Genomic DNA, 20,664 nt, shown 5'->3' with positions numbered 1-20,664 from the left:
TGCATGCGGCCGGACCTGACAGGAAGAAAGCAACATTTGAAGAATCCGGAGAAAACTTTTGGTAACTTTCGGCCTGACGAAGATATATAAAGAAGAACCACTAAAGAGCTTAATGATACGGTTCATGATACGGTTTACTGCATAATACTGCATTTTAAAACGGGCGTGAGATGAGCTTGTGAGATCTCAATGAAGAGCTACCGATACGACAAAACCTATGATGTGATTGTTATTGGTGCAGGACATGCCGGCTGTGAAGCGGCGTTGGCTTGTGCCCGGCTGCAGCTGAGCACACTGGTGCTGACTCAGGACTTGGATACCATTGCGAAGATGTCCTGTAATCCTGCGATTGGCGGTTTGGCCAAAGGGCATCTTGTGCGCGAGATTGATGCTTTGGGTGGGGAGATGGGGCTGAATATTGATGCGACTGCGATTCATTACCGCACGCTCAACATGCGAAAGGGACCTGCGGTAAGGGGAACCCGCGCACAAGCCGACAAGAAACTATATCAAAACCGAATGAAGTATGTGCTGGAGCGCGAAGAGCATTTAGACCTGAAGCAGGCGCTGGTTGAGGAGCTTCTCACCGAAGAGACTCCAGGCGGGAATAGGCAGATTGTGGGCGTTCGTACACAGACGGGCATGGTCTTTGAAGCAGGTTTTGTCATTGTGACCACCGGAACTTTTTTGAAGGGCTTGATCCATCTGGGGGATGTTTCTTTTGAAGGGGGGCGCACGGGGGAAAAGGGGGCCAACGGACTTTCCGTATCTCTTGAGCGTATTGGGATTGAATTGCAGCGACTCAAGACCGGGACCCCGTGCCGCGTGGCTCAAAACAGCCTGGACTTTTCCAAGATGGAGATCCAGCCTGCGGAAAAGAATGCGCCTCTGTTCAGTTTTAGATCGACCCGGGCCGGACTGCCTCAACTGCCTTGTTATATTACTTATACAAATCAAAAGACGCACGAGATCATCTTGAACAACCTGGACCGGGCGCCTTTGTATTCGGGGCAGATTCGCGGGGTGGGGCCGCGCTACTGTCCCTCCATCGAGGTCAAAGTGGTTCGTTTTGCGGACAAAGACCGGCATCAGGTCTTTGTGGAACCAGAGGGCCTTCACACCGGCGAGTACTATGTTAACGGGATGTCCACCAGCTTGCCGCAGGATATTCAGGTGGCCATGATGCGCACGATCCCTGGTTTTGAGAAGGTGGAGATTATGCGTTTCGGCTATGCGGTGGAGTATGATTTTGCCCCGCCCACCCAACTTTGGCCTTGGCTGGAGACCCGGAGAGTGCGGGGCTTGTTCTTGGCCGGACAGATCAACGGGACCTCCGGATACGAGGAGGCGGCGGCCCAGGGCCTGATGGCCGGTCTGAATGTCGTGCTTCAGAAACAGGGGCGGCCGCCTTTTATTCTCCGCCGGGATGAGGCCTACATCGGGGTGCTTATTGACGATCTGGTGACCAAGGGGACTGAGGAGCCATACCGGATGTTTACATCCAGCGCAGAGTACCGGCTTCTCTTGCGTCAGGACAATGCGGATCTGCGTCTCATGCACTATGGGCAGGATTTCGGTTTGATTGATGCCCCCACCTACGCGCGTTGCGAATTCAAGCGGCAAGCCATTGGCCAGTACCTCAGCCTTTTTCGTACCAAAACCTTTCAGGGTAAGCCGTTAGATCAATTGTTGCGTCAACCGGAGATGACGCTGAAGCGCTTAGCAACCCTTTTTGATGAGAGTGAAGTGCTTAGCCGTATTGCTCCGGACGTGGCGGAACAATTGGAGATCGAAATCAAGTACCAGGGATACATGCAGCGGGATCTGGCGCGCGCCAAACGCCTTGAAAAATTCGAGAAGCTGGAAATCCCCACGGAGCTGGATATTAGAGCAATCAAGGGCCTCAGCAACGAGGCGGCTGAAAAGCTGGACCGCATCCGGCCTGCCAGTGTGGGGCAGGCGCGGCGCATTCCGGGCGTGTCTCCTTGTGATATCTCGCTTCTTTTGGTATTCTTGGAAAACCGGAAAACAGTCGCTGGCTAGATCTTAGGGACCTTCCACGGAGACTTCATGCAAGCCAAGGTGATAGCCCTTTGCAATCAAAAGGGTGGTGTAGGCAAAACCACAACAGCGGTGAATCTGGCCGCATGTTTGGCAGAGGTCCAAAAGCGGGTTCTGATTGTGGATGTGGACCCCCAAGGCAATAGCACAAGCGGGCTTGGTTTTGACAAAAGTACGCTTGAACAAACAAGTTACGATATTTTGGTGCGCGGGGTGCATCCAACGAGTGTGCGGCTGAATACCGAGATACCTTCCCTGGATCTGATCCCCTCCAACCTCAATTTGACGGGCGCGGAAATCGAATTGGTGTCTGAGGTGGGGAGGGAGTTCAAGCTGAAGCGGGCGCTGGACGAGGAGATCCGCGAACAATACGATTATATTCTTGTGGATTGTCCTCCGTCTCTGGGTCTGATTACTGTCAATGCATTGTCGGCCGCGGACGGGGTATTAATTCCAGTGCAGTGTGAGTACTACGCATTGGAGGGTTTGTCTCAGTTGCTCAAGACCCTCGAAGAAGTCCGGCTCTATCTCAACAAGGATCTGGACATTACCGGCGTGGTCTTGACCATGGCGGATTTTCGCACCAACCTCACGACCCAAGTCATCGATGAAGCCCGCCAGTTCTTTGGGGACAGGGTTTACAGTACGGTGATACCTCGGAGTGTGCGTTTGAGTGAAGCGCCGAGTTTTGGCAAACCGATTATTCTCTATGATTCAGCCAGTTTGGGTGCACAGCGTTACCGCGCTTTGGCTCAGGAGTTTTTGGGAACAGGAAAGGAGTCAACCGTTGTCTGAAGAAACCCACGTCACTCAGCGCAGGGCTTTGGGTAAGGGGCTGTCGGCTCTGATCCCTCATGACACGACCATCGGCACGGGGAGCGGGTCCCGCACAGGATCCGGCGGACACGAGATCGAGGTTTCTCAACTTCGTCCGAATCGTGTTCAACCGAGGCAACGCTTTGATGCCAAGGGTCTTGAAGAGCTCATTGAAAGTGTCCGGGCAAACGGGATCCTTCAGCCACTCTTGATTCAGAAGGTCAAAGACGAAGAGGGGTATGAAGTTATTGCCGGAGAAAGACGTTTGCGCGCGGCTCGTGCCGCAGGTCTTTCGCATGTGCCTTGTATTATTAAAGAGGTAGACGGTGACCAACGCCGGCTGCAGCTTTCGCTTATCGAGAATATTCACCGTCGCGACCTCAATGCCATTGAGTTGGGTTCTGCATACAAAAAGCTTCAGGATGAGTTCAATCTTTCCCAGGCCGAAGTCGCGGAAATCGTTGGGCAGGACCGTTCCACAGTGGCAAACCTGACCCGGCTTCTGCAGTTGCCGGAAGATTTGCAAACTGCCGTGACAACCGGGGCTCTGAGTATGGGGCATGCGCGCGCGCTGTTGGCTTGCGATTCCGCGTCTGAGCAGAGGAGAATTGCGCGGCTTGTGCTGGAAGAAGGTCTCACGGTGCGCCAGGTGGAAGATATGACGCAGGGCCGCGTGTCCGAGGATGAAAGTTTCAGTGAAACAGTTCCCAAGGCATCCGCAGCAGCGGGCCCGGCGGATCCGAATATTCGAGGGCTCGAACAGACTCTCCAGCAATCGCTGGGCACCAAAGTTATGCTCAAGCCCAAGGCCAACGGCAAGGGCCGGATCATCATTGAGTACTACAGTGCCGAAGACTGTGATCGTTTGATCCAGTTTTTGACGGCAGGGCAAAACGAATAAAAAAGACAGGGGAGATTAGAAGGCGTGATTGAACCCACACTTGTGATCATCAAACCGGACGGCCTGAGCAAGGCTCTAACCGGCAATATTCTCAGTCGTTTATCGGAATCAAAGCTGGAAATCGTTGCAGCCAAGATGGTGCGCGTTTCCAAGGAACTTGCAGAGCTACACTACCAGCATTTGAAAAACGAGCCCTTCTTTGAATCCGTAGTGCAGTACTTAAAAGGCGATCATCATGTGAAGAAGAAGGTTCTTGCCATGATTTACTGGGGTGAAAACGCGATTGCTCGCGTACGCGAGCTGGCTGGAGCGACCAATCCGGAGGAAGCGGACCCCCGCTCCATTCGCGGTTCTTACGGCCGGATAACCAGCCACGGTATTTATGAAAACGTATTACACGCTTCCAGTTGTACTGAAGATGTGGAGCGGGAAATCAAGCTCTGGTTCAATCCAAACGATATCATTCTGGACTTATATCCCACGAAGTTAATAACGGAGTCAGTAACCCAGAGAGTATGGGCCTAGGCTTATGATTAGATCCATGACGGGGTATGGCGAGGGCCGCGCAATTGCGAACGGCAGGGAAGTGGTGGTTGAAATGCGCTCGCTGAACCACCGCTACTTTGACCTTTCGTGCAGGCTGCCGCGCGAGTGGCCCGTGACAGAGGAGAAGATCCGCGCGTTGGTGCAGGGCAAAATCCGGCGCGGAAAGATCGTTCTCTTCCTGAGTTACAAAATACGTGATACACGCGACGCAAAGATCCAGATCAACGAAGACATCGCCTTGGATTATGTCAGGAAAATGCGGCGGCTGGCTAAGAAGCTCGGGATCAGTGACGAGTTGAGTGTGGAGCAAGTGGCTGCGCATCCGGAGATTGTGAGGGTCATTCAGCCGGAGGGTTTGGGTGAAGATGTGCCGTGGTTGCTTGTGAAACGGGCCGTGGACCAGGCAGTGATGCGCCTTGTCCAAAGCCGGACGCGCGAAGGCAAAGCCTTGCGCAGCGAGCTCTCCTCCCAGCTTCGCCGGGTCGATGAGGGTTTGACCAAGATCCGGACGCGGTTACCCGAGGTGCTGGAGTATCACCGCAAGCGTTTGCAGGGATTGTCCCGGGAACTTTTGGGCAGCAAAAACGGGCAAATCGACAAGGTCCGGTTAGACACGGAAATCTTTGGATATGCCCGCAGCACGGATGTTCGAGAGGAACTTGTGCGCGCCAAAACCCATATCAAGCATATGAGGACCCTGATTGCTCAGGTCAACAAGAACAAATCGGTTGGTAAGGAGTTGGATTTTACGGCGCAGGAGATGCACCGTGAAGTGAACACAATTGGGCAGAAGTCATCGGACTCTACCATTAGCCGGGCGGTTATTGGCATGAAAGCTGCGGTTGAAAGAATCCGCGAGCAAGTTCAAAACGTCGAGTGAACGTGCGTCGTCATCGAACACTGAGCAAAGGAGTGGTCCGGGGACCTCTCCTTATTGTTCTCTCAGGACCTTCGGGCACCGGCAAGACTACCTTGGCCAGGCGATTGTGCCGCCAGAATGCCAATGTGGTTCAGTCGGTTTCTGTGACTACGCGCGCGCCAAAAAAGGGTGAACGCAACGGCAGGGACTACTGTTTTGTCAGCGTGGAAGAGTTCCGGCGTCTCAAGAAGAAGAAAGCTCTGTTGGAATCAGCTCGCGTGTTTAGACAGTACTACGGAACCCCGGGTGATCAGATTCTCAAGCACCATCGCAACGGGAAGGACGTGCTGGTAGCGATTGACGTGCAGGGAGCTGCGCAAATCCGCAGGCGTTGTCCGGAGAGCATCCATGTGTTTCTGGCCCCGCCGTCGGTGAGCGTGCTGCGGGAACGCCTGGCAAGGCGCAGCCGTGATACTGCGGATGAAATGAGTTTGCGGTTGGAAGTGGCCAAAGAAGAGTTGAGCCGGATGGCCGAATACGATTATGTGGTTGTGAATGATCAACTTAGCGTTGCCGTTGCGAAGCTGCGCAGTATTGTGATAGCCGAACGGTGCAGGGTGAAAGGATAACTCATGTCATATCTGCCGATCGATGAATTGATGGACAAGATGGGGAGTGCCTACAAGATGGTGATCTTGGCTTCCAGGCGTGTGAGCGCGCTTGGTTCGGGCGCTCCGCCGCTTGTGGAATCCAAGGGCAAGAAGTCCAGCGTCGTGGTCATAGAAGAGATCTTGCAGGATAAGATTATGTGGGAAGGGACAGAGATAAAAGAATGACAGCCTCCCAAGGTCCCGCGGTTCTTTTGGGAATCACGGGGACCATCGCCAGCTTCCGCAGTCCGGAAATCGTGAAAGCTTTGGTGCAGGCAGGGTATCGTGTTCCTGTGATTCTGACTTCCTCGGGATCACAGTTTGTTACACCGCTATCCCTGCGGACTTTTAGCGGGGAACCGGTTTACACCGACTTGTGGGAATCCCAAGCGGGCGAGGACCCTCTGCATATTACGCTGGCCGGCTCCGCCGATCTTATTTTGGTGGCTCCTTGTACCGCCAACATATTGGGCAGGGTAGCCAACGGGATCTGTGACGATCTCTTGACTTGTGTGATTTTTGCGTCTCAGGCCCCTGTGCTTTTTGCTCCGGCTATGAATGTGCATATGTGGGAGCATCCGGCTGTAAAGCGGAATGTTGCAGTGCTCAAGGAGTGGGGGTATCGCTTTGTCGGGCCGGTCGAAGGGGATTTGGCCTGCAAGACATATGGCGTGGGCCATGTGGCGCCGCTCAAAGAAATCCTCGCACAGGTCGATACGTGTCTACCAAAAATCAACACTTAGTTGTCACGGCGGGGCCTACCCGTGAAGCCCTGGATCCGGTGCGCTTCCTGTCCAATCAGTCCAGCGGTACCTTTGGCTATGAGATTGCCCGGGTCGCCGTGCGCCGGGGTCACACAGTCACTTTAATCAGCGGTCCCACGGCGCTCAAGCCTCCTGCCGGGGTTGAGTTTATTCCCGTGATCACCGCGCGGCAAATGGGGGAGGCCATCCATACCCACTTTGCCCGGGCCCAGGCACTGATTATGGCGGCCGCGGTTGCAGATTATCGACCCAAGAAGTTAAATATCTCTAAGATAAAGAAAACAAAGGGGTTGGATAAGGAAGGGGGGTGGGCCCTGGAGCTTGTTCCCAATCCGGATCTAGTGGCTGAGGCCTCGTCCAAGCGGCGGCCGGGCCAAATTGTCGTCGGTTTTTCGCTGGATAGCCGGGCTCAGTGGATTGCGGAGGCCAAGAGAAAGCTGCGGGAGAAGGGGTTGGATCTTATGGTGGCCTGTCGTTTGGAAGAAGGGAAGGGGCCTTTTGGTGACGCTCCTCTGAGCGTGGCCTTTGTGGTGCCCGGGGACGTTACTCCGGAGATCCATCGGGGGGAGAAGCCTGCCTTGGCCCGGCAGCTTCTTGACAAGCTTAAGCCCCTATGCTAACCTCGAAAGACTTAGCGCCCATGGAGTTATGACAATTGTTCCTATTTCATAGACAGCGAAAAGGCTTTACACTCATTGAGCTTCTCACTGTCATTGCGATCATTGGCATTTTATTTACGTTCCTGACCTCTGGAATCCAGACCGCGCGTCGGAAGGCAGCGCAAGCAAAGTGCGCCAGCAATCTGCGGAATATTGTCGTGGGTTGCCAAATGTATGCATCCGATCATAACGAGCGCTTTCCCAAGAGCCTGGATGACCTTTACCCAGATTACGTGGATAATCTCGAAGTCTTTATGTGTCCGGGCTCCGGCAGCGAAGCGCCTGCATCTGCGTCTTCGGGCGACTACACTTATGTGAGCGGACTGACCACTTCGGATCCTTCCACAACAATTATTGCGCACGATAACCCGGACAATCATCGTGGCCGAGGCGGGAATGTGGCCGCGGTTGGGGGGGATGTGCGTTGGCAACCGGGCTCAGGCGGCTCTTGGTCGCCGTCACTAGATTGATGGTGCAGGTACGCTCCCAAGCACTTAGATTCGTCTAAGTGCGTTTATTTTTGGCACATTGTCTGGGAGTCCTGAGTATAGGTTTTGGCGCGGTAGCCAAGGGGTAAGGCAGCGGTCTGCAAAACCGCTATTCGTCGGTTCGAGTCCGACCCGCGCCTCCAAGTGACGCGTTCGTGTCAAATTCCGCCGGTGATGATTAGCTCTGCGGTTGGTAAGTCACGACGTCATTTTGGCCGGGATGGCGAAATTGGCAGACGCACGGGACTTAAAATCCCGGGTCCGAAAGGACGTGCCGGTTCAAGTCCGGCTCCCGGCATATACGCGGTGATAGATCGGTGCGTCCTCCGGCTTTGCAGCCGTTGAGGGAGTAAGGTACGTTGACAGGCTTTGGGCGGTTAGCTCAGGTGGCTAGAGCGCTACGTTGACATCGTAGAGGTCACAGGTTCAAGCCCTGTACCGCCCACCATTTTGTGGGTGCGGCGGACACCCCGGTTAACCATTAAATGCGCGAATGAGCCTCTTACACGAGTAGATTCCTCCACCATAAATCGTGGTGGACGGGAATGACAAAGTTGACAATGACTACAAAACAAAGAACAGACGGAAGCAAGAGCAGCGAATTACAGGCAAGCGATCCGCTGTATGCGTTGCGGCATAGCGCCAGCCATGTGATGGCTCAGGCCATCCGCCGTCTATGGCCGGAAACAAAGTTGGCCATTGGCCCTCCGATTGAAAACGGTTTTTACTACGATATTGATTGCCCTGAGCAGTTGACGGACGAACATTTGGCCCGGATAGAATCCGAGATGGGCAAAATTGTGGCAGAGGCTCATGAGTTCAAGCGTTCGTCCATGCCCAAGGCTGAGGCGCTCCGGCTCTTTGAGGAAAAGGGAGAGCATTTTAAGGCAGAGATTATCCGGGGTATTCCGGATGAGCAGGTCTCCATTTTTACGGATGGGGATTTCAGCGATCTCTGCGACGGCCCTCATACGGCAAACACCTCGGATATTAAGGCCTTTAAGCTCTTGAGTGTGGCCGGCGCATACTGGCGCGGCATAGAAACCAATCCGATGCTGCAGCGCATTTACGGCACGGCCTGGGACAGCCAAGAAGCTCAGGAGGCTTATTTGGAAGCCCTTGAAGAGGCCCGGCGCCGGGATCACCGCAAGCTCGGGACCCAGCTGGATCTATGGAGTATCCAGGAAGAGGCCGGGCCGGGAATGGTGTTTTTTCATCCCAAGGGTGCGCAACTGCGATGGATTATCGAAGATTTTCTGAAGAAAGAGCACCTGCTTCGGGGATACAGTCCTTTAGTTACGCCGCATTTGTTGCGGGCCGATATCTGGCGCCAGTCCGGGCACTACGACTACTATAAGGAGAATATGTATATCCTTGAGGCGGACGGTGTTGAATATGCGGTCAAACCGATGAACTGCCCAGGGCATATTAAGGTGTACCAAACATCAGTTCGAAGTTGGCGGGATCTGCCGGTACGTTTCTTTGAGCTCGGGAATGTGCACCGCAATGAGAAATCAGGCGTGTTGCACGGGCTCCTGAGGGTTCGCGGTTTTACCCAGGATGACGCACATATTTTTTGTTTGCCTGAGCAGCTTGTCGACGAGATTGTCGGTGCGATTGATTTTATGCGTCACATTATGCAGACCTTCGGGTTTGAAGGTTTCGAAGTAGAGCTCAGCACCCGGCCGGAGAAGTCCATCGGTGAGGATGCCCAGTGGGAATTGGCAGAGGAGGGTCTCAAGGAGGCGCTCAACCGAAGCGGAATGGACTACGAGGTCCAGGAAGGCGAAGGCGCTTTCTACGGGCCGAAGATTGATATTAAGATAAAGGATGCACTGGGACGGTCCTGGCAATGCGCGACGATTCAGTGCGATTATTTTCTCCCCGAACGCTTTGACGTTAGCTATGTTGGGAAGGACGGTCAGAAACATCAGCCGATTATGGTGCACCGGGCGCTCCTGGGAAGTATGGAGCGCTTTATGGGCACCCTGGTGGAGCACTATGGCGGGGCATTCCCCGTGTGGCTGGCTCCGGTGCAGGCCGTTGTGATCCCTATTAGTGATGATCAACTTGTTGCAGCACAAGAGGTTACAGATAAATTGAGGGCTGCTGGAGTTCGCGTGGAGCTGGACTCGCGTTCGGAGAAGATGCAAAATAAGATCCGTCTTGCTGAAACCCAGAAGATCCCCTTTATGCTTGTTTTGGGTAAGAGAGAAGTGGAAGCGGGCACCGTATCGGTGCGTGCGCGTCGAGATATAGAGGTCCCGGAGCTGGAAAATCCAGTTTTGTCCGATGTCTTTATCGAACAAGTAAAAAGACTCGAGCAGCTGCGGGGCTAAACAAGGGCGGCTTTGTGCCGCTACGGGAGGAGTGCCATACCACCGAAATTAAGAGTCAATGAGAGAATTCGAGTTCCAGAAGTTAGACTGATTGGCGCTGAAGGCGAGCAGCTTGGGGTGGTGCAGGTTAAGGATGCTCAGAAGGCGGCGCGAGACGCAGATTTGGATCTTGTGGAAGTTGCTCCAACGGCTCAACCTCCCGTATGTCGCATCATGGACTTCCATAAGTATGTCTATGATCAGACAAAGAAGACCAAGGAACAGAAGAAGAAGCAGCATCAACATCAACTGAAGGAGATTCAGATTAAGCCGAAGATCGGCGAGCATGATCTCCAGACGAAGGTCGGACACCTAAGACGTTTTTTGCTTCACGGGGATAAGGCAAAGGTCACTCTCATTTTTAGAGGAAGAGAGATGTCTCACCCTGAACTGGGACGCATTGTCTTGGATCGAGTAGCGGAGGAGCTGAAAGATGTGGCTCAAATTGAAAAGCCGCCTTCCTCCGAAGGACGCCTGATGGTGATGTATTTAGCTCCGAAATCAACAGGGATCCGAGGCTCTGAGTCCTCGGAAGATGGAAAGAAGGACAGTCATGCCGAAGCTGAAGACTCGTAAGGGCGTTGCCAAGCGATTCAAGATCACCGGGACGGGCAAGGTTGTGCGCCGCAAGGGCGGTTCCAGCCACCTAATGACGGGCAAGAGCGCAAAGACGCGCCGCAAGCTGCGTCAGTCCCAGATTGTGCGTAATGAGACCTATTCCAAAGCTCTCAAGCACGCGATGCCGTACGCCTAAATCAAATTGTTGAAGGAGACCCGAGCTGCCCTTGTCGCGGAGACACGGGCCGGTTCAAAGGTTCTGGGGCTCATCCAGAGTGGATCGAAAATTCTTGCGGTTCGCCTGATCAAAAGAGAGGTTTCTTATGCCACGCACAACCGCGGTACCGGCTTCCAGGCAACGCCGTAACCGCATTCTTAAAGCTGTTAAAGGCCAGTTTGGCGGCCGGAGCAAATTGATCCGCACCGCCTCCGAAGTGTTGCGGAGGTCGTTGGCCTATCAGACACGCGATCGCCGGAACAAGAAGAGAGATTTTCGCAGACTTTGGATTACCCGTATCTCTGCCGCGTGCAGAGAAAATGGGATTGCCTACAGCCGTTTTATTGCCGGGCTCAAGGCCTCGGGAATTGAGCTGGACCGCAAGATCCTTGCGGACATTGCGGCTCGTGACCCGGAGACCTTTACGCAGGTTGTCAATGCGGCCAAAGAAGGATGCGGCGCTGAGACTGCTTCGGCTTAGGATTTCTTACGGCTCGGAAAGTGATTGACAATTAATGCGCGCTCATAGTCCCCAACGGATCATTGCATTGAGCTATCTGCTCGTCATGGCGTTGGGGACATTTCTTTTGAGAATGCCCTGGGCCAATGTGCACGGGGAAAAGCTCCCGTATATTGATGCCCTCTTTACCGCCACAAGCGCGCTGACGGTCACAGGCCTTACAGTGGTGGACACCGGGTCGTACTTCACCTTCTGGGGGCAGGTTGTCATTCTGGCTCTCATCCAGATGGGCGGGATCGGGATTATGGCCTTGGGCACGCTTTTCGGAATTTTATTGAAACGGCGGCTCTTCAACTACGACTCGGTGCTCATGGAACAGACCGGCGGTGAGCATATTGTGAGCATCCGTACGCTGCTGAAGCGGATCATTGTGATGGTGCTTGTTTTTGAGGCCTTGGGCACAGTGATGCTTATGTCCTATTGGGGGATTACGCGTGATCTTCCTCCGCAGACATTGTTCTGGGATTCGCTTTTTCACACGATTTCAGCCTTTTGCAATGCAGGTTTTGGGCTGTATTCGGACAGTTTGCAGCAGTGGTCCGGGGACTGGATCGTTAACCTGATTTTCGCAGGCTTGATTATTGCCGGGGGCATGGGCTTTCTCGTGCTCTGGGATTTGTCCCGTATCCGGCGATGGGATCAACTCTCTCCTACCAAGAAACGTTTTAGCCTGCAAACGCAGGTGGTCCTTACCGTTACGACTTGTCTGGTTTTTGGCGGCGCGGCCTTGATGTTGGCCTTTGAGTGGAATCACTCCTTGGCGGGAAAGAGTGTGCCGGAAAGAATTTTGTGTGCTCTCTTCGAATCAGTTTCAAGCCGTAGTGCGGGCTTCAGCACGATAGATAACAGCCATTTTAGTGCAGCCACGCTCTTTGTTCTGGTTTGTTTGATGTTTGTGGGCGCCGGTCCCGGGAGCTGCGCGGGAGGAATTAAAGTCACAACGCTCGGTATTCTGCACGCTTGGGTCATGGCAGCTATCAAAAACCGTCCTGGCATATTTTTGTTCAAGAAGACCATTCCGCAGGCTGTGTTCCAAAAGGCCGCCTTGGTCTTTGTGTTGAGCCTGACATGGATTTTGGTTGTCACCTTGTGCCTGTGCGCTTCGGAGCAGCATAGCGCCAACCAGGCAGGGTATTTCCTGAAGGCGTTGTTTAAAACCACTTCCGCATTTGGTACGGTAGGCCTGTGGCCGTCTGAAACAACCAATTTAAGTTCGATAGGCAGATTACTGCTCACCCTGACGATGTTTGTGGGTCGAATCGGGACCTTAACGGTGGTGTTGGCCATGGCCAACGACGAGCGCAGTGCGAACTACAAGTATCCGGTTGAAAGTATTATGATTGGGTAGGCAAGGGTAGCCAGGAGCAAAGAGAATGAGACAATTCGCGGTGATCGGGTTGGGGCGCTTTGGAGCAAGTGTGGCCAAGACATTGGCTCATCACGGGGCCCAGGTGATCGGTGTGGATCAGGATGAGGAAAAGATCCAGCAGGCCTCGGAGTATTTAGCCAATGCAGTGTGTGCGGACGCCACGGACATGAAGGCTCTCCGTGCAGTGGGCGTGGATGAAGTCGAAGTTGCGGTTGTCAGTGTGGGAGAGGACCTGGAGTCCAGTATCATGACCACCATTGTGCTGAAGGAATTAGGCATTCCGGAGATCATTGCCAAGGCCGTAACGGGTGTGCACGGGCGTGTGCTCAAGAAGGTCGGAGCCAGCCGGATTGTCTCTCCCGAAAAGGAAATGGGGATTCGTGTCGCCACATCCTTGATCTCCCCGGAAGTTGTTGAGTACATCAACCTTTCCAAGGATCATGCTATCTACGAGCTGCATCCGCCGCCGGAATTCCTGGGAAAATCCTTAAAGGAGCTGGATGTGCGGGCCAAGTTTGGGCTCAATGTAATCGCTATCAAGAAGCCCGGAGAAAATGACGAAGACAGCGAACTCGAGGTTTCTCCGTCAGCCAAGGCGATTGTCGAAAAAGGAAGTGTGCTGGTGGTTCTCGGCGCCCAAGAGAGTATTGAAAGGCTCAGGCAACAGTACAGTACGGAGAAAGGTTAATGGCGAACGGGCTTCTCGGTAGACTCCAGCAAATTCGAAGCGATCTCCAGGCGCGCTTGGTGAATGTGGACAGCGCAGAGGCTGCCGAGGCAATTCGCGTTGAATATTTGGGCAAAAAGGGCGCTCTCCAGGAAGTGCTCCGGGGTATGGGAGCTTTGTCTGCAGAGGAACGTCCGGTCGTGGGCAAAGAGGCCAATATGGTCAAGGAATGGCTCTCAGAGTCCTTGAGCAGGCTTACATTCCAGCCGCAGCAGCACAGGAAGTCTGATCGCTGGATTGATCTCACAGCCCCTGGGACTTCTGTGCCCATGGGGCATGAGCACCCGATACGTAAGATGATGCAGGAGATCAACGGGATTTTTGAGCGAATGGGGTTTTGGGCGGCAGACGGCCCCGAAGTGGAGACTGAGTACTACAATTTCGAAGCGCTCAATATCCCTGCCGACCACCCTTCCAGAGACGGTTTCGATACTTTTTATCTTTCCAGCGGGCAGCGCCTTTTGCGCAGCCACACATCTTCCGCGCAGATCCGCGTGATGGAAAAGCATGAGCCGCCGCTGCGCGTGCTTTCCCCGGGGCGTGTTTACCGGCCGGATGCCGTGGACGCGAGCCACTCCTTTTCTTTTCATCAAGTCGAAGGTTTTATGGTGGATCGCCAAGTAAGTTTTGCTGATCTTAAGGGGACGCTTAGCGCTTTTGCACAAGAACTTTTCGGACCTAAAACACGGACACGCTTCCGGCCCCACTTTTTCCCCTTTACCGAACCGAGCGTGGAAATGGATTTTTATTGGAAAAACGGCTGGCTGGAGATTCTCGGAGCGGGCATGATTCACCCCAATGTGTTGCGGGCGGTTCAGTATGATACAGACGAGTGGCAAGGCTTTGCCTTTGGCATGGGAGTCGAGCGTTTGGCTATGATTAAATATGGCATTGACGATATCCGTCTGTTCAGTGAAAACGATCTGCGTTTTTTGGAGCAATTCTAAATGAAAGTCAGCATTGAATGGTTGCGTGATTACGCGACCTTGGACATGTCCTTGCCGCGGCTTGTGGAACGGCTGACGATGGTGGGATTGGAAGTCGTGCGCCAGGAGAAAAAGGGCAAGGACACGGTTCTGGACATCGAGGTGACACCCAATCGTCCGGATTGCCTGGGACTGATCGGTATTGCGCGCGAGGTTGCGGCTTTTAGCGGAAAGCCCCTCAAGTTGCCAAAGAATATCTTGTCGCGTCCCAAAGGGGGAATAAGAGGGGCTCAGTCCAAGAAGAAGATCAATGTGCGACTGGAGGATTTGCACGGGTGTTCGCGATATTCCGCGCGCGTGATGTCCCATATCGAGATCAAAGCCTCTCCGGCCTGGATGTCGCGCCGTCTGGAAGCGGTAGGCATTCGGTCGATCAACAACGTGGTGGATATCAGTAACTATGTGCTTATGGAATACGGGCAGCCCCTTCACTGCTTTGATTTGTCCAAACTCAAGGGATCGCAGATTGTCGTGCGCCGCGCGCGTGCCGGGGAAAAGATTGTGACCATTGATGAAAAGGAGAGGGAACTCGACGCGAGCATTTTGGTGATCGCCAACGAGAGGTCTCCTGTGGCTATTGCCGGGATTATGGGTGGCCTGGATTCCGAAATTTCGGCTTCTACCACGGATATCTTGATTGAAAGTGCGCACTTTGATCCGGTTGTGATTCGGCGGGCTTCCCGTGCTCTGGGGTTATCCAGTGATTCCTCCTATCGCTTCGAACGCGGTGTGGATGTGGAAAATGTAACGGAGGCTTCGGATCGGGCCGCATTCCTGATTACCGAACTAGCCGGCGGGCAGGTCGAGGGCGATGTGGTGGATGTGGGTGCAAAGCGAAGGCCCCGTGACCGGATCACTTTGCGTATGCGCCAACTGCATTCTCTGCTGGGAACCGAGATCCCCGGCGGGCAGGTCAAGCGGATTCTCAGTTCTCTGGGGTGTGCGGTGGCTGCCGCCAGCACCGTGACCACGCGTTTTGTCGTCAATACACCCTCTCACCGGCCCGACCTCAAAGGGGAACATGATTTGATTGAAGAAGTCGCGCGAGTATGGGGGTATGACCGCATACCAACAAGACTTCCTTATGCCAGTATTGAGTTCGGCGCACATGAGGACAAGGGAGGCACTGTGCCGGGCGCGATTAGAGCGGCATTATTGGCCGGTGGTGTCAATGAAGTAATAACCCATTCTTTGGTGAGCCGGGAGGCTTTGGAAAAAACAGCCGTGGACGTTGAACTCGTGCCGGATTTGCGCAATCCCCTGAGCTCAGAGCAGGAATATATGCGCCCCTGGCTCTTGACCGGTCTGTTAAAGGTGATTCAACATAATTCGGCGCGGCGGGCGGAACTGGTGCAAATTTTTGAGGAGGGTAAGGTCTATTCGCGTTCGGGAAAACGGGGCATTAACATTAAGGAAGCTCCGGCTGTGGGGATGGCTCTCAGCGGCAGTGCGCCGACCACGTGGCGCTATTCTCCGAGGCCTGTGGACTATCACGATCTCCGGGGGCATGTGGACAAGGCCGTGGCGCATGCTCAGTTGCCGGCCTTGGAATACCAAGCGCAAGCGCTGTCTTGGCTCGCAGAAGAGTGCTCTGCGAAGCTTTTTCTGAATAGCAAGGAAGTCGGGTGGATAGGCAAGCTGTCACCGAAAATTCTCCAGGCATGGGACTTGACTGCGGATGTGTGGGCCGCGGAAATCCTTTTGGACCCGCTCAAAGCCCAGGTGCAGAAAGAACATCGGTACCAGCCTGTCCCGCGTTTTCCAACCGTGGTGAGAGATGTGGACGCAGTGGTCCCGGAAGAGACGCCCGCAGCTGCAGTCGAAGCCGTGATCCGCTCAGCGGCGGGAGAGTTGTTGGAGTCTGTGACCCTCTTTGATGTCTACCGTGGCAAGTCAATCCCTTCAGACCGGAAAAGCATGACCTTTTCCATGCGCTTCCTGTCCCATGACCGCACCCTGACCGAGGCCGATGTCGAACCTGCTTGCGCGTCTGTGCATGAGGCTTTAAGGCAGGAGCTTGGGGCAGAGATTCGCGGCGCTCAAGAGCTTCACTCATAAGCAGGTTTTATATTTTTGCACGGTCCTTGTCCGCCATCCGGTGCATGCTATAATTGCTGTATAGAAAATCCCTGCCGTGCCCGTGTTGGTCGGCGTGTTTTGAGCCAACAAAACACATAACGGGAGTTCGATTCGGGTGTGGACGTAAACCCGCAAGGGCAACGGAAAATACCTGATAGAACACCCCTCTGAACCAAACGGTTCAGAAGGCGCCTGCCATACGACAATGGCGGGGATTTTTTATGCCCACTCATTTCAGGGACGGTCCTCAATTACCCGCAGTCCTTCAATGAGTTACATAAGGGTCGTCCCCTAATCAGAAGATTACTTGAGTTTCGATGAATGGGGACGACCCTTACTTAACCTTCGTTGTTCCAAGAGGATGGCGAGAACCGTCCCTAAAGGGTAGAATCTAGGGGCTATGGCGCGCCCCGAATCCTCCTCCAGCGCAGATCTCTTTGAAGTCGAAGCCCAGACCCGGCAGAAGGCGCTGCCTTTAGCGGTGCGCATGCGTCCGCAAAGCATGGAAGAGTTTGTGGGCCAGCAGCATTTGCTGGGGCCGGGTAAGCTCCTCAGACGGGCAATCGACGCAGACCGCATTGCTTCACTCATCCTTTACGGCCCCCCGGGCACCGGCAAGGCCACACTGGCTCACCTGATTGCAGCTAGCACGCAGGCCCATGTGGACCGGATCAATGCCACGACCTCCAATGTGGCGGAGCTGCGCCAGCGCGTGCAAGAAGCGCAACAGCGCCAGAAGCTCTCCGGGCACCGCACCTTGCTCTTCATTGATGAAATCCACCGCTTCAATAAGGCCCAGCAAGATGTGCTCATGCCTCATGTGGAAGAGGCCAACCCCATCCTCATTGGGGCCACGACACACAACCCGTTTTTTACTTTGGCATCGGCACTGTTGTCTCGCTCACTGGTTTTTGAGCTGGAACCTTTGAATGAAGAGGATGTGGTGAAGCTGCTCCGCCGTGCGGTCGCGGATTCCCAACGCGGTCTGGGTTCGATACCGTTGGATGTGGACGATGACGCATTCCGGCATCTGGCGAAGGTTTGCGACGGAGATGCGCGCCGTGCCTTGGGCGCCTTGGAATTGGGTGCGCTGACCACCCAACCTAATGAGAACGGGCGTATTGTGTTTGACCGGGATGTGGCTGCGGAATCCATTCAGAAGAAAGCCGTGGTTTACGACGCTGACGGAGACGCCCATTACGATGCGGCCTCGGCCTTTATCAAATCCATGCGCGGCTCCGACCCCGACGCAGCTCTTTACTGGATGGCCAAGATGCTTTACGCGGGAGAGGACCCGCGTTTTGTGGCGAGGCGGATGGTCATTTGTGCGGCCGAAGATGTGGGTAATGCCGACCCGCAGGCCTTGGTTTTGGCCAGCGCCGCCATGCAGGTCTCAGAGTTCGTAGGAATGCCCGAGGCGCGTATCCCGTTGGCGCAGGCCGCGGTCTATATTGCGTGTGCGCCCAAGTCTAATGCGGCTTATTTGGGAATAGACGCTGCTCTCAAGGACGTGAAAGAGGGGAGAACTCTGGAGGTCCCCCCCCACCTCAAGGATGCCAGCTATAAGTCTGCCAAGAAGTTAGGGCATGGCCAGGGGTACAAGTACGCCCACAATTATGAAGGCCACCACGTGGATCAGGACTATCTTCCCGTGGACAAGACCTACTACCAACCCACCTCCCAGGGCTTCGAGGCCCGCATTAAAGAGCGCTTGGAGCGACTCAAGAAGCCCCGAACGGGTCAGTCCTGAGCATAAATCAACTTATTGAATGTTGTGTAACACGTGGATAAGTTGTTCGGGGGTGGTACACTCTGCCCCATGCGGCTTTGTCCGTCTTTTCCGATGCGAATGCAACAGTTCCACCATGTAGGTCAAGGGGGACGGACCTCACCGAACTTACTGGTGGGTATGGGGTTGGCAAGAACCGTCCCTGAGGTGTGCCAAGATGGCGTCTGCGGCGCGGGTGTAAGCGCCGGGTTTGCCCAGGCTGGATTTGATCTTGGCGAGTTCATTTTGCATCTGAGCCATTCTCTGGGAATCTTTCAGCAGCTCCACAGCCTTTTGAGCCAGGGACTCCCCGGACAAATTCTTTTGCAGAAGCTCCGGCACAATCTGTTTGCCTGCCAGGATATTGGCCATGGAAGCATACTCCACTTTGACCCAAGGCCGGATCAGCATCCAATTGAGTGCACCGGTCTTGTACACAACGATCATGGGTTTTTCAAGCGCGGCTGTTTCCATGGTGGCAGTGCCGGAGCAAGTCAGGACCAGGTCGGCTGCCGCAATACAGGCCTGAGCCTTACCCACCACTGCTTTGATGGGAAGACCTTCGAGTCCTTTGAAAAGAGAGGGCTCCAGCCCCGAGGCTTGCGCCAGCAAGAACTGAGGAGAGGGTTCCAGCTCCTTGGAGATTCGCCGGGCCGCTTGCTTCATAATGGGCAGCAAAGCCTGCACCTCGGAACGCCGGGACCCGGGCAACAAAGCCAGAGTGCGGCGGCTTGGGTCCAATCCCAGGCTTGAAAGAAAAGCCTCCTTGGATTGAACCGGAGGCGCGGCGCCTACCAAAGGGTGCCCGGCCCACTTTACGGGAACACCGTGTTCCTGATAGAGCTTCTCTTCAAAAGGAAAGAACACAATCATAAGATCCACAAGTTCTTTGATTGTGCGAATGCGTCCCGTACGCCAGGCCCAAACCTGCGGACTAATAAAGTAGAAGACCGGAATGCCGAGTTTCTTGAGATAGGGGGCAAGGCGCAGGTTAAAGCCGGAATAGTCCACGAGGATCGCCGCAGCCGGGGGTTGTGTCCTGCAACGCGCGACAATGCGGTTTTGCACGTCCTTGAAGTGCGGCAGCTTACTCAGAATGCCCGCAAAGCCCATCACCGTCATGGTCTTGACCGGCTCTTCCAGATCCATGCCTGCGGCTTGCAGGTTCTCGCCACCCACACCCCAAGCCTTTGTGTTCGGTTCGCGCTTTTTGAGGGCTTGCAGGAGATGCCCGGCGTGTAAATCACCGGAGGCTTCGCCTGTGACGATTAAGTAGCTATAGGACATATTCTCCGGGATATCAGGGGACATATCTCCTCCGGAGATGTGTCCCCTAATGGTAGTTAGAGTCGTTGCCTTCGAATCCTGGTTTGAATTTGAAGCGCGATACTCAAAGCCTCGCGCGCCTGCCGCGCCGAGGTTAATCCGCAAGCGCTCCGGCGAATACAATCAATAAATTCCCCGAGCTCTTTGGCCAGAGGTTCTTCCCTCTTAATAGGCAGTTGGCTGCGCACGATTTGTCCTTTGGAGACCCGGTACACCAGCGCGTCCTGCTGTGCGTAGTCTAAGGAAATGTAGGCATCTGTCTGGAAGATCCGGATCTTGCGGGTCGCCGTATCGCTGATGCGGCTGGCCGTCAGGTTTGCGGTGGCCCCGTTGCGGAATTCCAAACGCACATTGGCGATGTCCTCCTGAGCCGAAATCACGCTGAGCCCTGCAGCCCGGATGGCGTTGACCGGGGACTCCACCAGGCCCAGCACAATATCAATATCGTGGATCATCAAATCCAAGACGACACCCACCTCGGTGCCGCGCACATTAAAGGGCGCAAGCCTGTGGCATTCGATAAAGCGCGGGTGCTTGGCCACCTTGCGAAAGGCCTGCACAGCGGAATTGAAGCGCTCCACATGCCCCACCTGCAGCAGGCGCCGTTTGCTCCGGGCCAGTTTAAGCAGCTCATCGGCCTGGGAGAGCCGTTGCGTGATGGGCTTTTCCACCAGCACATGAATCCCGTGTTCCAAACAGACTTTGGCAATGCGGTAATGGTGTTGTGTGGGCACGGCAACACTGACCGCGTCTACATACCCCAGCATTTTGTGGTATTGGGTGAAGGCTGCGCAGGAGTATTTCTTTGCAGCCTCTTCAGCGCGCGCGGAATCCGCATCGCAAACCGCAACAAGCTCCGCACCGGGGAGTTCCGAGTAAATACGCGTGTGAATTGAGCCCAGGTGGCCAATGCCGATAACCCCGACGCGGATTTTGTGAGAGCGTTTTGCCATGGGCCAGATTCTAGCAAAGGGGCCGGAAAAGGGCTACCA

At 54.6% G+C, this 20,664-nt stretch carries 21 protein-coding genes, 3 tRNA genes and 1 other RNA gene; 23 read left to right on the top strand and 2 right to left on the bottom strand.

The window, feature by feature from the left end; all coding sequences use genetic code 11:
* Window positions 1–189 precede the first annotated feature (189 nt).
* The 23 genes from mnmG (at window position 190) to JW937_08000 (ending at window position 18,328) form a co-directional block, all read left to right on the top strand.
* On the top strand, window positions 190–2,043 hold the full coding sequence (gene mnmG, locus JW937_08110) for a tRNA uridine-5-carboxymethylaminomethyl(34) synthesis enzyme MnmG (GenBank protein ID MBN1587370.1): 1,854 nt from the start codon (window positions 190–192) through the stop codon (window positions 2,041–2,043).
* A 27-nt stretch (window positions 2,044–2,070) separates the two neighbouring features.
* Window positions 2,071–2,856, top strand: a complete 786-nt coding sequence (locus JW937_08105; protein MBN1587369.1) for a ParA family protein — start codon at window positions 2,071–2,073, stop codon at window positions 2,854–2,856.
* Window positions 2,849–3,778 (top strand): ParB/RepB/Spo0J family partition protein, encoded by a 930-nt coding sequence (locus tag JW937_08100; GenBank protein ID MBN1587368.1) that lies wholly within the window; start codon window positions 2,849–2,851, stop codon window positions 3,776–3,778. The genes JW937_08105 and JW937_08100 overlap by 8 nt, the downstream gene beginning before the upstream one ends.
* Before the next feature lie 27 nt (window positions 3,779–3,805).
* The gene (locus JW937_08095) at window positions 3,806–4,303 is read left to right on the top strand and encodes a nucleoside-diphosphate kinase (GenBank protein ID MBN1587367.1); all 498 of its coding nucleotides are present in this window, start codon (window positions 3,806–3,808) and stop codon (window positions 4,301–4,303) included.
* A 4-nt stretch (window positions 4,304–4,307) separates the two neighbouring features.
* Window positions 4,308–5,204, top strand: a complete 897-nt coding sequence (locus JW937_08090) for a YicC family protein (protein ID MBN1587366.1) — start codon at window positions 4,308–4,310, stop codon at window positions 5,202–5,204.
* Window positions 5,201–5,812, top strand: a complete 612-nt coding sequence (gmk, locus tag JW937_08085; protein MBN1587365.1) for a guanylate kinase — start codon at window positions 5,201–5,203, stop codon at window positions 5,810–5,812. The genes JW937_08090 and gmk overlap by 4 nt, the downstream gene beginning before the upstream one ends.
* Before the next feature lie 3 nt (window positions 5,813–5,815).
* A complete protein-coding gene (gene rpoZ / locus JW937_08080) occupies window positions 5,816–6,019 on the top strand; it encodes a DNA-directed RNA polymerase subunit omega (GenBank protein ID MBN1587364.1) in 204 nt (67 codons plus the stop codon).
* Complete coding sequence (locus JW937_08075; GenBank protein ID MBN1587363.1) at window positions 6,016–6,576, top strand: hypothetical protein; 561 nt, start codon at window positions 6,016–6,018, stop codon at window positions 6,574–6,576. Before rpoZ ends, JW937_08075 begins: the two co-directional genes overlap by 4 nt.
* Window positions 6,552–7,217 (top strand): phosphopantothenoylcysteine decarboxylase, encoded by a 666-nt coding sequence (locus JW937_08070; GenBank protein ID MBN1587362.1) that lies wholly within the window; start codon window positions 6,552–6,554, stop codon window positions 7,215–7,217. The genes JW937_08075 and JW937_08070 overlap by 25 nt, the downstream gene beginning before the upstream one ends.
* A 35-nt stretch (window positions 7,218–7,252) precedes the next feature.
* Window positions 7,253–7,726, top strand: a complete 474-nt coding sequence (locus JW937_08065; GenBank protein MBN1587361.1) for a type II secretion system protein — start codon at window positions 7,253–7,255, stop codon at window positions 7,724–7,726.
* Window positions 7,727–7,812: 86 nt separating this feature from the next.
* Window positions 7,813–7,887 (top strand) — tRNA-Cys (locus tag JW937_08060).
* 71 nt (window positions 7,888–7,958) lie between these two features.
* Window positions 7,959–8,042 (top strand) — tRNA-Leu (locus JW937_08055).
* Window positions 8,043–8,115: 73 nt separating this feature from the next.
* Window positions 8,116–8,192 (top strand) — tRNA-Val (locus tag JW937_08050).
* Window positions 8,193–8,289: 97 nt separating this feature from the next.
* Window positions 8,290–10,083, top strand: coding sequence for a threonine--tRNA ligase (thrS, locus tag JW937_08045; protein ID MBN1587360.1), 1,794 nt, complete (start codon window positions 8,290–8,292; stop codon window positions 10,081–10,083).
* A gap of 36 nt (window positions 10,084–10,119) precedes the next feature.
* Window positions 10,120–10,698 (top strand): translation initiation factor IF-3, encoded by a 579-nt coding sequence (gene infC / locus JW937_08040; GenBank protein MBN1587359.1) that lies wholly within the window; start codon window positions 10,120–10,122, stop codon window positions 10,696–10,698.
* A complete protein-coding gene (rpmI, locus tag JW937_08035; GenBank protein MBN1587358.1) occupies window positions 10,676–10,876 on the top strand; it encodes a 50S ribosomal protein L35 in 201 nt (66 codons plus the stop codon). Before infC ends, rpmI begins: the two co-directional genes overlap by 23 nt.
* 127 nt (window positions 10,877–11,003) lie before the next feature.
* Window positions 11,004–11,378, top strand: coding sequence for a 50S ribosomal protein L20 (gene rplT, locus JW937_08030; protein MBN1587357.1), 375 nt, complete (start codon window positions 11,004–11,006; stop codon window positions 11,376–11,378).
* Window positions 11,379–11,412: 34 nt separating this feature from the next.
* Window positions 11,413–12,765, top strand: a complete 1,353-nt coding sequence (locus JW937_08025) for a Trk family potassium uptake protein (protein MBN1587356.1) — start codon at window positions 11,413–11,415, stop codon at window positions 12,763–12,765.
* 25 nt (window positions 12,766–12,790) lie between these two features.
* Window positions 12,791–13,474, top strand: a complete 684-nt coding sequence (locus tag JW937_08020; protein ID MBN1587355.1) for a TrkA family potassium uptake protein — start codon at window positions 12,791–12,793, stop codon at window positions 13,472–13,474.
* On the top strand, window positions 13,474–14,460 hold the full coding sequence (gene pheS / locus JW937_08015) for a phenylalanine--tRNA ligase subunit alpha (GenBank protein MBN1587354.1): 987 nt from the start codon (window positions 13,474–13,476) through the stop codon (window positions 14,458–14,460). Before JW937_08020 ends, pheS begins: the two co-directional genes overlap by 1 nt.
* On the top strand, window positions 14,461–16,557 hold the full coding sequence (locus tag JW937_08010; GenBank protein MBN1587353.1) for a phenylalanine--tRNA ligase subunit beta: 2,097 nt from the start codon (window positions 14,461–14,463) through the stop codon (window positions 16,555–16,557). It begins immediately after the preceding gene.
* 65 nt (window positions 16,558–16,622) lie between these two features.
* Window positions 16,623–16,797: non-coding RNA, 6S RNA (gene ssrS, locus JW937_08005), on the top strand.
* 181 nt (window positions 16,798–16,978) lie between these two features.
* Window positions 16,979–18,328 carry a replication-associated recombination protein A gene (locus JW937_08000; protein ID MBN1587352.1) on the top strand — a complete coding sequence of 450 codons (1,350 nt, stop codon included), beginning with the start codon at window positions 16,979–16,981 and terminating at the stop codon, window positions 18,326–18,328.
* 147 nt (window positions 18,329–18,475) lie between these two features.
* Here the strand turns inward: JW937_08000 and lpxB are convergent, their stop codons facing one another.
* Together lpxB and JW937_07990 are read right to left on the bottom strand one after the other, a co-directional pair.
* Complete coding sequence (lpxB, locus tag JW937_07995; GenBank protein MBN1587351.1) at window positions 18,476–19,657, bottom strand: lipid-A-disaccharide synthase; 1,182 nt, start codon at window positions 19,655–19,657, stop codon at window positions 18,476–18,478.
* A 32-nt stretch (window positions 19,658–19,689) separates the two neighbouring features.
* Entirely contained in the window at window positions 19,690–20,625 is a 936-nt protein-coding gene (locus JW937_07990; GenBank protein MBN1587350.1) for a Gfo/Idh/MocA family oxidoreductase, read from the bottom strand.
* Window positions 20,626–20,664 lie beyond the last annotated feature (39 nt).

It is taken from the genome of Candidatus Omnitrophota bacterium (assembly GCA_016929445.1).
Taxonomy (GTDB): Bacteria; Omnitrophota; Gorgyraeia; order JAFGIU01; family JAFGIU01; genus JAFGIU01.
Note: the sequence above shows the minus strand (reverse complement) of the source record. Positions and strands in the feature narration are given on the sequence as shown.

Bases quoted from the DNA above. Each gene is read 5' to 3' on its own strand.
- mnmG (MBN1587370.1), top strand. From the start codon at position 190: ATGAAGAGCTACCGATACGACAAAACCTATGATGTGATTGTTATTGGT.
- JW937_08105 (MBN1587369.1), top strand. From the start codon at position 2,071: ATGCAAGCCAAGGTGATAGCCCTTTGCAATCAAAAGGGTGGTGTAGGC.
- JW937_08090 (MBN1587366.1), top strand. From the start codon at position 4,308: ATGATTAGATCCATGACGGGGTATGGCGAGGGCCGCGCAATTGCGAAC.
- rpoZ (MBN1587364.1), top strand. From the start codon at position 5,816: ATGTCATATCTGCCGATCGATGAATTGATGGACAAGATGGGGAGTGCC.
- JW937_08075 (MBN1587363.1), top strand. From the start codon at position 6,016: ATGACAGCCTCCCAAGGTCCCGCGGTTCTTTTGGGAATCACGGGGACC.
- thrS (MBN1587360.1), top strand. From the start codon at position 8,290: ATGACAAAGTTGACAATGACTACAAAACAAAGAACAGACGGAAGCAAG.
- rpmI (MBN1587358.1), top strand. From the start codon at position 10,676: ATGCCGAAGCTGAAGACTCGTAAGGGCGTTGCCAAGCGATTCAAGATC.
- rplT (MBN1587357.1), top strand. From the start codon at position 11,004: ATGCCACGCACAACCGCGGTACCGGCTTCCAGGCAACGCCGTAACCGC.
- JW937_08025 (MBN1587356.1), top strand. From the start codon at position 11,413: ATGCGCGCTCATAGTCCCCAACGGATCATTGCATTGAGCTATCTGCTC.
- JW937_08020 (MBN1587355.1), top strand. From the start codon at position 12,791: ATGAGACAATTCGCGGTGATCGGGTTGGGGCGCTTTGGAGCAAGTGTG.
- pheS (MBN1587354.1), top strand. From the start codon at position 13,474: ATGGCGAACGGGCTTCTCGGTAGACTCCAGCAAATTCGAAGCGATCTC.
- JW937_08010 (MBN1587353.1), top strand. From the start codon at position 14,461: ATGAAAGTCAGCATTGAATGGTTGCGTGATTACGCGACCTTGGACATG.
- JW937_08000 (MBN1587352.1), top strand. From the start codon at position 16,979: ATGGCGCGCCCCGAATCCTCCTCCAGCGCAGATCTCTTTGAAGTCGAA.
- lpxB (MBN1587351.1), bottom strand. From the start codon at position 19,657: ATGTCCCCTGATATCCCGGAGAATATGTCCTATAGCTACTTAATCGTC.
- JW937_07990 (MBN1587350.1), bottom strand. From the start codon at position 20,625: ATGGCAAAACGCTCTCACAAAATCCGCGTCGGGGTTATCGGCATTGGC.